The following is a 12239-nucleotide window of genomic DNA, read 5'->3' as shown; positions in this document are numbered from 1 at the left end:
CATGGGGCACACCGGACGCCACGGCACGGGCGATGTCGACGACCTCGTTCGGGCAGCACGCGAGTGGGCTGCGGACGATCCCGATCCCGACACCCGGGCCGAGCTGGAGTCGGTCCTCACCGCCGTCGAAGGCGGTGTCCTGAGGCGCGACGAAGCGGGTCCCACGTTCCGCGTGGGCGCCTCGAAGGGGGGTGATCCCGCCGCGGTCGCCGACCTCACCAACCGCTTCGCCGGCCTGCTGCAGTTCGGCACCGCCGGGTTGCGCGGCGCCCTCGGCGCCGGCCCGAACCGGATGAACCGCGCCGTCGTCATCCGTGCGGCCGCGGGCCTGGTGGCCCACCTCAAGGAGGGGACACACGCCCCCTTCGTCGTCATCGGCCGGGACGCGCGCTACAAGTCCGACGCCTTCGCCACCGACACGGCCGCCGTCGTCACCGCTGCCGGGGGACGCGCGGCAATCCTGCCGGGACCGCTGCCGACCCCGGTGCTCGCCTTCGCCATCCGGCACCTCGGTGCGGACGCCGGGGTCATGGTCACGGCCAGCCACAACCCGCCGCAGGACAACGGCTACAAGGTCTACCTCGGCGACGGCAGCCAGATCGTGCCCCCCGCCGACGAGCAGATCGCCGCCCAGATCGCCCGGATCGCATCGGTCGCCTCCGTGGCGCGGGTCGAGTCCGGGTGGGAGCTGCTCGGCGAGGAGGTGCACGAGGCCTATCTCGAGGCGATCAGCGCAGTGGTCTCCCCCGGGACGCCTCGTGACGTGAGCGTCCTGCACACCTCCCTCCACGGCGTCGGGGACACGACGGTGCGGCAGGCCTTCGCCCGCGCCGGGTTCCGTATGCCGCAGCGCGTGGCGAGCCAGGCGGACCCGGATCCGGACTTCCCGACGGTCGCCTTCCCCAACCCCGAGGAGGACGGTGCACTCGACCTCGCGCTCGCGCAGGCCGGGCAGACCTCGCCGGACCTCGTCATCGCCAACGACCCCGACGCCGACCGGTGCGCCGTGGCGGTCCCGGACGCGCAGGCCAACGGTGGCTGGCGGCTGCTGCGCGGCGACGAGCTCGGAGTCCTGCTCGCCTCACACCTGATGATGCGTGGTGTCCCCGAGGGACGCCGGATGGCCAACTCGATCGTCTCCTCACGCCTGCTCGCGGCGATGTGCGCGCAGTCGGGGGTGCCCCACGAGGAGACCCTCACCGGTTTCAAGTGGATCGCGCGCGTGCCCGGCCTGCACTACGGCTACGAGGAGGCGCTCGGCTACTGCGTCGCCCCGGACCTGGTCAAGGACAAGGACGGCGTCTCGGCCGCTCTGCTCATCGCCGAGCTCACGGCCATCCTCAAGGCCGAGGGGCGGAACCTGCTGTCCGTCCTCGACGACCTGCACACCCAGCTCGGCGTGCACACCACGGACGCCTTCTCGATCCGGGTCACCGACCTCGCCGACCTGGGGGTGCTCATGACCCGACTGCGGCAGGACCCGCCATCGTCGCTCGCCGGTTCGGTCGTCACCCGGGCCGACGACCTGGCCCTCGGCAGCGATGCACTCCCACCGACGGACGGGTTGCGCTACCTGCTCGACGACGCCACCCGGATCATCGTGCGGCCATCGGGGACGGAGCCGAAGCTGAAGGTCTACCTCGAGGCGATCGAACCGGTCGCCGGCCGCGCGGACCTGGTTGCCGCACGCGAGCGCGCCGCTCGGCGGCTGGCTGCAGTGCGTGCCGCGATGGAGGCACTGACCACCCTGTCCTGACCCGACTCGTAGACTCTCCCGCTGTGACCGCGCCCGACCAACCCCCAGGACCCGGACGGGTCGTCGTCCTCGCCGGGCCGAGCGGCTCCGGCAAGTCCCGTCTCGCCGACCGCCTGCGCCGGACCCACGGGTGGCCGATCGTGCGGCTGGACGACTTCTACCGCGAAGGTGACGACCCCGCACTGCCGCGCAGCGAGGAGCTGGGGATGGTCGACTGGGACCATCCCGACAGCTGGGACCAGGACGCGGCCGTCGCGGCACTGCGCCGCCTCGTCGAGACCGGCAATGCGTCGATGCCCCTGTACGACATCGCCAGCTCACGGGCGAGAGGCGAGCACACCGTCACCGCACGGGACGACGACCTGGTCCTCGCCGAGGGGATCTTCGCGGCCGAGGCCGTCCCCGCGCTGCGTGAGGCGGACCTGCTGCACTCCGCGTGGTGCATCCGCCACCACCGGTGGCACACCTTCCTCCTGCGCTTGGTCCGTGACCTCGTCGAGCGCCGCAAGCCTGCGTGGACCCTGGTCCGACGAGGTCTGGTGCTCACCCGCGAGGAGCCCCGGGTCGTCGCACGCCACGTCCGGCTCGGCGCCCAGCCGGCATCGCCGAGGCGGGCCGAGCAGGCCCTCGCCGGAGCCTGAGGAGCAGACGGTGTCCCCGACGTCGTACCGCACCATCGCCCGTGACGGCGAGGTGGAGATCGAGGTGAAGCGCTCACGCTTTCGCTGCACGCTCGAGCGGGTGGAGTCGCAGGAGGCCGCCCGGGCGGTCGTGGAGAGGTTGCGCAAGGAGCACTGGGACGCTCGCCACCACTGCTCCGCCTTCATGATCGGTCCCGGTGGCGGGCTGCATCGTTCCTCCGACGACGGTGAACCCGCCGGGACCGCGGGTGCGCCGATGCTGGAGGTGCTGCGCGGTCAGCAGGTCAGCGACGTCGTCGCGGTCGTCACGCGGTGGTTCGGCGGGGTGCTCCTCGGTGCCGGAGGCCTGGTCCGGGCCTATGGCGACGCCGTGCGGGCCGGTCTGGACTCCGTGGGGACTCTGGACCGCTGGCTGGTCCTCGAGCACGAGCTGGCACTCTCCCACGCCGAGGCCGGCCGCATCGAGCACGACTTGCGCTCCCGTGGCGTCGCCATCCTCGACATCGAGTACGCCCGCGAGGTGACGCTGCTGCTCGGTGTCCCTGCCGAGCGGGCGCAGGTCCTCGTCCCGATGGTCGCGGAGGTCACCACCGGCGCCGGTGAGCTCGTCGACGTCGGCTCACGCTGGGTCGACAGGCAGCCGTAGGGTTGGTGACATGACTCGCGCCCCCTTCGCCCCCGGCAGCACGCTGACCGTCCAGGACGTCGCTGACCTCATCGATCACGCCCTGCTCAAGCCGGGGCTGACGCCCGACGAGGTGGCCACCTCGGTCCGTGAGCTGGCGGGCCAGCGCATCTGGAGCGTGTGCGTGCGCCCGAGCGATGTGGCCCTGGCTGCGGCGACCATCGCCGACGTTGCGGACAGCCCGACGCGGGTGTGCACCGTCATCGGCTTCCCGCACGGGACGACGTCCACTGCCGCCAAGGTCGCCGAGTCCCGTCAGGCCCTCGCCGACGGCGCGACCGAGTTGGACATGGTGCTCAACATCGGCCGACTGCGTGGCGGGGACGTCACGGCGGTGCGAGAGGACATCGCCGCCGTGGTCGAGGTCGGCCACGGCGCCGGGGCGCTGGTCAAGGTCATCTTCGAGACCGCGCTGCTCGATGAGCGGGCGAAGCTCGATGCCTGCCGGGCGAGCTCCGACGCAGGGGCGGATTTCACCAAGACCGCGACAGGTTTCGCCGGCGGCGGCGCCACGCTGACCGATGTCGCGCTCATGCGGGCCAACACCCCCGAGCGCATGGAGGTCAAGGCCTCCGGCGGGGTGCGCAACATCCCGACCCTGCTGGCGATGCTGGCCGAAGGGGTCACCCGGATCGGCACCTCGAGCACGACCGCACTCCTGGCCGAGGCCGAGCAGGTCGGATCCGGTGGCCTCGTCGTCCCCGAGCCGGGCCAGACCGCCGGCACCGCTGGGACGGGCACCTACTGAGCGTCACCGAGGATCGGCTGGGGATCAGGCCGGGGCGGCGGTCGCGTAGGCGGGCTTGATCGTCCCCTCGATCAGCTCGAGCCGTTCGTCGAAGGGGAGGAAGGCGGACTTCATCGCGTTCGTCGTCACCCAGCGCAGGTCGGCCAGGTCCCAGCCCGCTTCGGTGACGAGGGCGTGCATCTCCTTGGTCATCGACGTGTCCGACATCAGTCGGTTGTCGGTGTTGAGGGTGACGCGGTAGCGCAGTCGGGTCAGCAACGTGATCGGGTGGGCCGCGATCGACGGTGCGGCACCGGTCTGGACGTTGCTGTGCGGGCACATCTCCAGGGGCACCCGGGTGTCGCGCACGTACGCGGCCAGACGTCCCAGCCGCAGCTGTGACGGGTCCTGCAGCACCGCTGCATTGGCTCCCAGCGGGTCGTCGGTGACGGTGCCGCCACCGAAGCCGATGTCGTCGACGATTCGCACGCCGTGGCCGAGGCGATCGGCCCCGCACCACTGCAGGGCCTCCCAGATGCTCGGCAGCCCGAAGGCCTCACCGGCGTGAATCGTGAAGTGCGCGTTCTCGCGCCTGAGGTACTCGAAGGCATCGAGGTGACGGCTCGGCGGGTGCCCCGCCTCGGCACCCGCGATGTCGAAGCCGGCGACTCCCCGGTCCCGGTAGCGCACCGCGAGCTCGGCGATCTCGCGGGACTTGGCGGCGTGCCGCATCGCGGTCAGCAGGCCCCGCACGACGATCGGGTGTCCCTCGGCGGCGGCCTCCTCCTCGCCCTCGCGGAAGCCGGCGTCCACCTCCTCGACGACCCGGTCCAGGGTGAGGCCGGCCTCGAGGTGCTGCTCCGGCGCGTAGCGCGACTCGGCGTAGACGACGCCGTCGCGGGCGAGATCGAGGACCGACTCCCGAGCGACGCGTCGCAGCGCTGACGCGGTCTGCATGACACCCACGGTGTGCGCGAAGGTCTCCAGGTATCGCTCCAGGGAACCGGAGTCGGCCGACTGACGGAACCAGGTGGCCAGACCCTCCGCCGTACGGTCGGCACCGTCGACCGGCAGCTCGTGGCCGATCTCGTCGGCGATCTCGAGGACGGTGGCCGGTCGCACCCCTCCGTCCAGGTGGTCGTGGAGGACGACCTTGGGAAGTGCGCGGATCACCCGCTCGTCAGCGCTCATCCCTCCTCCTCGCGGTTGACCGTGTCGGGAGCGAAGGCCGGCGTGCAGATCGCGACGTACTCGGCATCGTCCGCGCCGGTCGAGTAGCGCACCCGCTCCCCTGCCCTGGTGACGATGCTCTGGCCGGCCGTGACAGTCGTCGTGCCGCCATCGTGCTCGACGACGACCGTCCCGGCGATGACGAGGGTGACCTCGTCGAACTGCGGGCGTTGGGCCGGCTCGGACCAGCCCGCCGGTGCCTTCATGTGGGCGAGCGACATCGCATCCGTGCCCGTCGCGACGCGGCCGACGTGCTCTGCGATGACCTTGCCACCCGGTACGTCGATGATCGAAGGGGTGTCGTTCAGCTCGGGCATCGTCATCCTCCTGAAGTGATCCGGTCGAGCACGACCGAGCGTGTCGTCGGGGGCGTGTCGCTGATCCGCCAGGCACCGTCCAGTGCCTTCAGCGCCCGAGCGAAGCGCCCCGGGGTGTCGGTGTGCAAGGTCATCAACGGGTCACCACGCCGGACGGGCTCCCCCGGACGGACATGCAGCTCCACGCCGGCAGCGGCCTGCACCGGGTCCTCCTTGCGGGCCCGACCGGCGCCGAGGCGCCAGGCGGCAAGCCCGACGGCGAAGGCGTCGACGTGCTCGAGGTGGCCGTCGGTGTCCGCACTGATCGTCTCGGTCGCCGCCGCGGTCGGCAGGGGTGCGTCCGGGTCCCCTCCCTGCGCGGAGATCATCCGGCGCCACACGTCCATCGCGCGACCGTCGGCGAGTGCGGCCCTCAGCTCCTCCGGGCCCACCTCGCGGCCAGCCGCACGGGTCATCTCGTCGGCGATGGCCACGGTCAGCTCGACGACGTCCTGCGGACCACCTCCGGCGAGGACCTCGAGCGACTCGCGGACCTCCAGACCGTTGCCCGCGGTCAGTCCGAGTGGGACGGACATGTCGGTGATCAGGGCGACGGTGTTGACGCCAGCATCGGTGCCGAGATCGACCATGGTGCGGGCCAGCTCGGTGGCGTCTTCCCGCGTCTTCATGAATGCGCCCGAGCCGACCTTGACGTCGAGGACGAGCGAGCCGGTGCCCTCGGCGATCTTCTTGCTCATGATCGAGCTGGCGATGAGCGGGATCGCCTCGACGGTCCCGGTGACGTCCCGCAGGGCGTAGAGCTTCTTGTCGGCCGGGGCGAGCCCGGCCCCAGCGGCGCAGATGACGGCGCCGACGTCCTCGAGCTGCGCAAGCATCGCGTCGTTGGTGAGGTTCGCCTGCCAGCCGGGGATCGCCTCGAGCTTGTCGAGGGTGCCTCCGGTGTGTCCGAGCCCGCGCCCGGAGAGCTGGGGCACCGCGACGCCGAAGACGGCGACCAGTGGGGCGAGCGGGAGGGTGATCTTGTCACCCACCCCGCCCGTGGAGTGCTTGTCCGCGGTGGGGCGGCTCAAGGAGGCGAAGTCCATCCGCTCACCGCTGTCGATCATCGCCGTGGTCCAGCGGGCGATCTCCGGCCGGGTCATGCCGTTGAGCAGGATGGCCATGGCCAGCGATGACATCTGTTCGTCGGCGACGACGCCGCGGGTGTAGGCGTCGACCACCCAGTCGATCTGGGAGTCGCTCAGCTCACCCCGATCACGCTTGGCGCGGATGACGTCGACGACGTCGTGGTTCTCGACCGGATCACTCACGGCGCTCCCTTCGTCAGGTCCTGCGCCCCGAATGCCTGGGGCAGGATCTCGGTGAGGGAGAGGTCTCCCTCCGGTGTGCGGATGACGCACTCGGCTCCGCCGTGCTCCCACAGCAGCTGGCGACAGCGTCCGCACGGCATGAGCGTCTCGCCGCGTGCGTCGACGCACCAGACCGCGACGAGCCGGCCCCCGCCGGTGCGGACCAGGTCACTGACCAGACCGCACTCGGCACACAGGCCCACCGCGTACGAGGCGTTCTCGACGTTGCATGCGCTGAGCAGCCGGCCGTCGTCGGCGAATCCGGCGACTCCGACCGGGAAGTCGGAGTACGGAGCGTAGGCACTCCCCATGGCCTCGACGGCAGCGGCGTGCAGCTGCTGCCATCCGTCCTGGGTCAGGGGCGCCACGTCAGTGCCCTTCGCCCCGGCGATAGACCTTGCCGTTCGCCGCCGGCATGCGTAGCCGTTGGCTGGCGAAGGCCAGGACGAGCAGGGTCGTCAGGTGGGGCGCGAAGCGGGTGAAATCACCGACCACGGTGTCGGTGAGCATCCACAGGATGATCACGACGATGCCGGCGACGATGGCGATGCTGCCCTGGACGAGCCGCTGGCGGCGCACGATCTGCCACACGCCGATGGCCAGGAGCAGGACTCCGACGAGGAGCAGCAACGCGTGGATGGCCTCGCCACCACCACGCAGCTGGAGGGCGTCGATGTAGCCGAAGAGCCCGGAGCCCATGAGGACGCCGCCGGGGCGCCAGTTGCCGAAGATCATCGCTGCAAGGCCGATGTAACCGCGACCACCGGTCTGGTCCTCGCGGTAGGCGCTCGAGGCGACCATCGCCAGGAATCCACCGCCGAGACCGGCGAGGCCACCGGAGGCAGTGACCGCGATGTACTTGTACAGGTAGACGTTGATGCCGAGGGTCTCGGCCGAGGCAGGGGACTCGCCGCAGCTGCGGACCCTCAGGCCGAAGGCGGTGTGCCACAGCACCCACCACGTGCCCAGGATGAGCAGCAGCGCGATGACGGTGAGCACGGACAGGTCGGTCGTCACTCCGCGCAGCAGCGCGGCGACGTCGGAGACGAAGAACCAGCCGTGGTCCTCGATCGACCCCAGCAGGTTGGAGACGCCGGGCAGGCTCACGCTCGGAAGCGACGGCAGGGGTGGCGACTGGACGTCGCTCCCGCCCTCGAGGTCACCGAAGAAGCGTGACGCGAGATAGCTGGCCACACCGAGCGCCACGATGTTCAGCGCGACACCCGAGACAATGTGGTCCACGCCGAAGGTGACCGTGGCCAGCGCATGCACGAGGCCACCGAGTGCGCCGCAGACCATGGCGCCCACGACGCCCATCCACGGCCCACCGTGGATCGCGCCGAAGGCTGCGCCCCAGGTCCCGAGGATCATCATCCCCTCGAGCCCGATGTTGATGACCCCGGCCCGCTCCGACCACAGGCCACCCAGACCGGCGAGCGCGAGCGGCATGGCCCAGGCCAGGGCGGCACTGATCGTCCCCGAGGAGAAGATGTCGTCCTTGCCGGTGATCTCGCGGACGATCGCGATGACCACGATCGCCACTGCCAGTCCGAGGGGCCACGCCCAGAACGGAAAGCGTCGTCCCGTCGGCAGGGGCCCCGCTTGCGTCTCGGGTGCACTCACGAGCGTGCTCATGCCGAGGCTCCTTCCGCCGGTGCTCCCGCGTCGAGCTGGCGGGTGACCTGCTTCTGCTCCAGCCGTTGCTCGAACCGGTGGACGACCTCGTAGGCGATGACGACCGCCAGGAGGATCACGCCCTGGATGATGTAGACGAGCGCCGGGGAGACCCCGGCCTGCAGCTGCAGTCCGTCGGATGCCTTCTCCAGCCAGGACCACAGCAGGGCGGCGAAGGCCATCCCCACCGCGTGGTTGCGCCCCAGGAGGGCCACGCCGATGCCGATGAAGCCGACGCCTTCCTGGAAGTTCAGTCCATAGCTGTGGTCGGCGCCGAAGAAGGCCGGCATGCCGATGAGACCGGCCACGGCACCCGAGCCGATCATCGCCAACAGGACCATGCGCGAGACCTTCACGCCGCTGGCGAGGGCCACCGTCTCGGACTCGCCCGTGGCGCGCACGTCGAAGCCCAGGCGGGTGCGGTTGACGACGAACCAGTAGACGCCGCCGACGATGACCGCCAGGACCAGCAGCGTGTAGACGAGGTTGGGAGCGTCCGGGACGAGGGGCAACCCCTCGAGCTGGCTCGACTCCGGGATGGTCGTCGTGTTGCGGGTGTTGCTCCCCTCGGCGCGGTGACCCCAGGTGCGCAGCCCCCAGCCCACGAGTCCCGCCGAGATCATGTTGAGCATGATCGTCGAGATGACCTCGGACACGCCGCGCCTGACCTTCAGCCAACCGGCGATACCGGCCCAGAAGCCGCCGACGGCCATGGCGACGAGCATCGCGAAAATGATGTTCAGCGGTCCCGGCAGGTACCCCTGGCCGGCGAAGATCGCCGCGGCAAAGGTGGCGAGGCGGTACTGGCCGTCGACACCGATGTTGAACAGCTTCATCTTGAAGCCGATGGCGACTGCGACGGCGGCGATGTAGTACGTGATCGCGCTGTTGAAGGTGTTGACCAGCGTGCGTGGCCTCGGCTCGGACAACAGCGTCTGCCACACGAGCCCGACCGGGTCTCCCACGGCGATGAGCACGACCGAGGTGACGACGAAGGCCACGACCACCGCCAGCAGCGGCGCCGAGAGGTTCAGCGCCAACCGGCGCGGGGAGAGCTTCATGACGCGTCCTTCCCGGCACCGGTCATCGCGCTGCCCAGCTGCTGACTGGTCACGCTCTCCGGATCGAACTCACCGGTGAGGCGTCCGCGGAGGATGACCCGGATCGTGTCGGAGAGCCCGATGAGCTCCTCGAGGTCGGCGCTGATGAGCAGCACGGCAAGACCTTCCCTGCGGGCCTGGCGAATGAGGTCCCAGATCGCTGCCTGGGCACCGACGTCGACACCGCGGGTCGGGTGGCTGGCGATGAGGATCTTGGGGTGGTGGCTCATCTCGCGTCCGATGATGAGTTTCTGCTGGTTCCCGCCGGAGAGCGACCCTGCGGTGACATGGATGCTCGGGGTCCGCACGTCGTACTCCGCCACGATGCGCTCGGTGTCGGTCCGGGCCTCGGTGGGGGTGAGGATCCCGTGCTTGGACGAGGGTGCCTCGGTCTGGTGCCCGAGCATGCGGTTCTCCCACAAGGGCGCGTCGAGGAGGAGGCCTTGGCGGTGCCGGTCCTCGGGGATGTACCCGACGCCGGCCTCGCGGATGCTGCGGACGTCCCAGTCGGAGATGTCGGTGTCCTCGAGGACGATCCGGCCGGCCGAGGGCTCGCGTACGCCAATGAGGACCTCGACCAGCTCCGCCTGCCCGTTGCCCTCGACCCCGGCGATCCCGAGGACCTCCCCGGCCCGGATGCGCAGCGCGACGTCCTCCAGGAGAGCGCGCCCACCACCGTGGAGGGTCACGCCGTCGGCCTCGAGGACGACGCGGTCGGTGACTGTCGACTTCTCGCTCTCGGGTAGCGGCAGCTCGCTGCCGACCATGAGCTCGGCGAGCTGACGGGAGGTGACGTCGCCGGGCAGGACGGTGTCGACGGTGGTCCCGCGACGGACCACGGTGATGCGGTCGGCCACGGAGAGCACCTCGTCGAGCTTGTGGGAGATGAACAGGACGGTGATGCCCTCTCGCTTCAGCTCGCGCAGGTTGCCGAAGAGCTCCTCGACCTCCTGGGGCACGAGGACCGCGGTCGGCTCGTCGAGGATGATGGTGCGGGCACCGCGGTAGAGGACCTTGAGGATCTCCACGCGCTGGCGGGCCCCGACCCCCAGGTCGGCGACGAGGGCGCCGGAGTCGACGTCGAGGCCGTAGTCATCGGAGATCCGGTCGATCTCCGCGCGGGCCGCCGCACCGATCCCGTGCAGCTTCTCCGCCCCGAGCACGACGTTCTCGGTGACGGTCAGGTTGTCAGCAAGCATGAAGTGCTGGAAGACCATGCCGACGCCGTGCTTGATCGCATCCGCGGGAGAGTGCAGCGTGACCTGCTCGCTGTTGATGCGGATGGTGCCCTCGTCGGGGCGCTGGACCCCGTAGAGGATCTTCATCAGCGTGGACTTGCCCGCACCGTTCTCGCCGACGATCGCGTGTACCGTCCCCCGCGTCACAGCGAACGAGACGTCGTGGTTGGCAACGACTCCGGGGAAGCGCTTGGTGATCCCCTCGACCTCGACGGCCATCTCCCCGCTGGGCGCGCCGGTTGGCGAAGGGGGGTCCGGGACGGTCCTGCTCATCGTGCCTCCGTGGTGCGTCTGCGACGTGCTGCCGCAGGCGAAGGATACCGCCGACATACCTCGGGTCCGGTCGCGCGCGGTGCACGTGACCGGACCCGGGGTCAGTCGATCTGCGTCACTTGGACGGGACGGTGATCTCTCCGTCGATGATCTGCTGCTTGTACTCGTCGAGCTTGTCGGTGATGTCGTCGATCTTGCCACCAGTGGTGGAGTACGAGACACCGCCGTCCTTGAGGTTGAACTCGACCAGGCCGGAGATGTCCTCGCCCTCGGTCGCCGACTTCAGGTAGTCGAAGACCGCGACGTTCACGTTCTTGACCATCGAGGTGATGATGACGTCCTGCACGTCCTCCTCGGCCGTCTTGGCCTGGTCGGAGTCGACACCGATCGCCATCTTCTTGTTCTCCTTGGCCGCCTCGAAGAGGCCGGCACCGGAGCCGCCGGCCGCGTGGTAGATCACGTCGGCACCCTTGTCGTACATTCCCTCGGCGGCGGTCTTGCCCTTGGCCGGGTCGGCGAAGCCGGAACCGTCCTCGGCGAGGTACTTCACCTGGATGTCGATGTCCGGGTTGACGGCCTTGGCGCCGGCCTTGTAGCCCGCCTCGAACTTGTTGATCAGCGGTACGTCGGTGCCACCGATGAAGCCGATCTTGCCGCTCTTGGACTTCAGCGCCGCCGCGGCACCGACGAGGAAGGAGCCCTCGTGCTCGGCGAAGACGAGCTGCGCGATGTTGTCGCCCTTGGAGGCGTCGGACGCGTCGTCGATGATCGCGAAGTTGATGTCCGGGTTGTCCTTGGCCGCGTTGCCGATGGCCTTGGCGTAGATGAACCCGACGCCGATGATGTTGGTGCAGCCCACGTCGACCAGCTGGTTGAGGCGGTCCTCACGGGCAGCGTCGTTCTCACCCTGGCTGGCCTCGACCTCCTCGGTCTCGATGCCCAGCTCGTCCTCGGCCTGGTCAAGACCCTTGGCGGCGGAGTCATTGAACGACTGGTCGCCGCGGCCGCCGACGTCGTAGGCGAGGCACGCCTTGACGTCCGAGCCGGACCCGGACGCCGACGTCTCGTCCTCGGTGCTGCTGCCGCCGCAGGCGGTCAGTGCCAGGGCGGCCACGGACATGACCGACGCAGCCTTCACGGTGTGACGCAAGGCGCTCTCCTTCATAACAGGGGTACTTGGGCACGCATGTGCCATCCAGGGATGCTACGTGCAGGTAGCCCCCGGGATCGCATCCGTTGGCCACTGTCC

12 protein-coding genes are annotated in these 12239 nt (G+C 70.0%); 4 read left to right on the top strand and 8 right to left on the bottom strand.

Going from position 1 to position 12239, the window contains the following annotated elements; all coding sequences use genetic code 11:
* Position 1: 1 nt before the first annotated feature.
* From BJY20_RS12375 to deoC, 4 genes are read left to right on the top strand one after another with little or no spacing between them, the layout of a single operon-like run.
* On the top strand, positions 2–1756 hold the full coding sequence (locus tag BJY20_RS12375; protein WP_185991819.1) for a phospho-sugar mutase: 1755 nt from the start codon (positions 2–4) through the stop codon (positions 1754–1756).
* A gap of 23 nt (positions 1757–1779) precedes the next feature.
* Positions 1780–2397 carry a uridine kinase family protein gene (locus BJY20_RS15735; protein ID WP_343062879.1) on the top strand — a complete coding sequence of 206 codons (618 nt, stop codon included), beginning with the start codon at positions 1780–1782 and terminating at the stop codon, positions 2395–2397.
* 10 nt (positions 2398–2407) lie between these two features.
* Complete coding sequence (locus BJY20_RS15730; protein ID WP_343062878.1) at positions 2408–3043, top strand: YigZ family protein; 636 nt, start codon at positions 2408–2410, stop codon at positions 3041–3043.
* Between the two features lie 10 nt (positions 3044–3053).
* Positions 3054–3830 (top strand): deoxyribose-phosphate aldolase, encoded by a 777-nt coding sequence (gene deoC, locus BJY20_RS12365; protein WP_185991817.1) that lies wholly within the window; start codon positions 3054–3056, stop codon positions 3828–3830.
* A gap of 24 nt (positions 3831–3854) precedes the next feature.
* Here the strand turns inward: deoC and BJY20_RS12360 are convergent, their stop codons facing one another.
* From BJY20_RS12360 to BJY20_RS12325, 8 genes are all read right to left on the bottom strand, one after another.
* Positions 3855–5000, bottom strand: coding sequence for an adenosine deaminase (locus tag BJY20_RS12360; protein WP_185991816.1), 1146 nt, complete (start codon positions 4998–5000; stop codon positions 3855–3857).
* Positions 4997–5356, bottom strand: coding sequence for a cupin domain-containing protein (locus BJY20_RS12355; RefSeq protein ID WP_185991815.1), 360 nt, complete (start codon positions 5354–5356; stop codon positions 4997–4999). Before BJY20_RS12355 ends, BJY20_RS12360 begins: the two co-directional genes overlap by 4 nt.
* Before the next feature lie 2 nt (positions 5357–5358).
* A complete protein-coding gene (locus tag BJY20_RS12350) occupies positions 5359–6666 on the bottom strand; it encodes a thymidine phosphorylase (protein ID WP_185991814.1) in 1308 nt (435 codons plus the stop codon).
* The gene (locus BJY20_RS12345; protein WP_185992590.1) at positions 6663–7064 is read right to left on the bottom strand and encodes a cytidine deaminase; all 402 of its coding nucleotides are present in this window, start codon (positions 7062–7064) and stop codon (positions 6663–6665) included. The genes BJY20_RS12350 and BJY20_RS12345 overlap by 4 nt, the downstream gene beginning before the upstream one ends.
* 10 nt (positions 7065–7074) lie before the next feature.
* Positions 7075–8340 carry an ABC transporter permease gene (locus BJY20_RS12340; RefSeq protein ID WP_185991813.1) on the bottom strand — a complete coding sequence of 422 codons (1266 nt, stop codon included), beginning with the start codon at positions 8338–8340 and terminating at the stop codon, positions 7075–7077.
* On the bottom strand, positions 8337–9440 hold the full coding sequence (locus BJY20_RS12335; RefSeq protein ID WP_185991812.1) for an ABC transporter permease: 1104 nt from the start codon (positions 9438–9440) through the stop codon (positions 8337–8339). The genes BJY20_RS12340 and BJY20_RS12335 overlap by 4 nt, the downstream gene beginning before the upstream one ends.
* On the bottom strand, positions 9437–10990 hold the full coding sequence (locus BJY20_RS12330; RefSeq protein ID WP_185991811.1) for an ABC transporter ATP-binding protein: 1554 nt from the start codon (positions 10988–10990) through the stop codon (positions 9437–9439). Before BJY20_RS12330 ends, BJY20_RS12335 begins: the two co-directional genes overlap by 4 nt.
* A 115-nt stretch (positions 10991–11105) precedes the next feature.
* The gene (locus BJY20_RS12325; protein ID WP_221935318.1) at positions 11106–12140 is read right to left on the bottom strand and encodes a BMP family lipoprotein; all 1035 of its coding nucleotides are present in this window, start codon (positions 12138–12140) and stop codon (positions 11106–11108) included.
* Positions 12141–12239 lie beyond the last annotated feature (99 nt).

The sequence above is a fragment of the Janibacter cremeus genome, from assembly GCF_013409205.1.
Lineage (GTDB): Bacteria > Actinomycetota > Actinomycetes > Actinomycetales > Dermatophilaceae > Janibacter > Janibacter cremeus.
Note: the sequence above shows the minus strand (reverse complement) of the source record. Positions and strands in the feature narration are given on the sequence as shown.

Bases quoted from the DNA above. Each gene is read 5' to 3' on its own strand.
- BJY20_RS12355 (WP_185991815.1), bottom strand. From the start codon at position 5,356: ATGCCCGAGCTGAACGACACCCCTTCGATCATCGACGTACCGGGTGGC.
- BJY20_RS12330 (WP_185991811.1), bottom strand. From the start codon at position 10,990: ATGAGCAGGACCGTCCCGGACCCCCCTTCGCCAACCGGCGCGCCCAGC.
- BJY20_RS12340 (WP_185991813.1), bottom strand. From the start codon at position 8,340: ATGAGCACGCTCGTGAGTGCACCCGAGACGCAAGCGGGGCCCCTGCCG.
- BJY20_RS12375 (WP_185991819.1), top strand. From the start codon at position 2: ATGGGGCACACCGGACGCCACGGCACGGGCGATGTCGACGACCTCGTT.
- BJY20_RS12335 (WP_185991812.1), bottom strand. From the start codon at position 9,440: ATGAAGCTCTCCCCGCGCCGGTTGGCGCTGAACCTCTCGGCGCCGCTG.
- deoC (WP_185991817.1), top strand. From the start codon at position 3,054: ATGACTCGCGCCCCCTTCGCCCCCGGCAGCACGCTGACCGTCCAGGAC.
- BJY20_RS12360 (WP_185991816.1), bottom strand. From the start codon at position 5,000: ATGAGCGCTGACGAGCGGGTGATCCGCGCACTTCCCAAGGTCGTCCTC.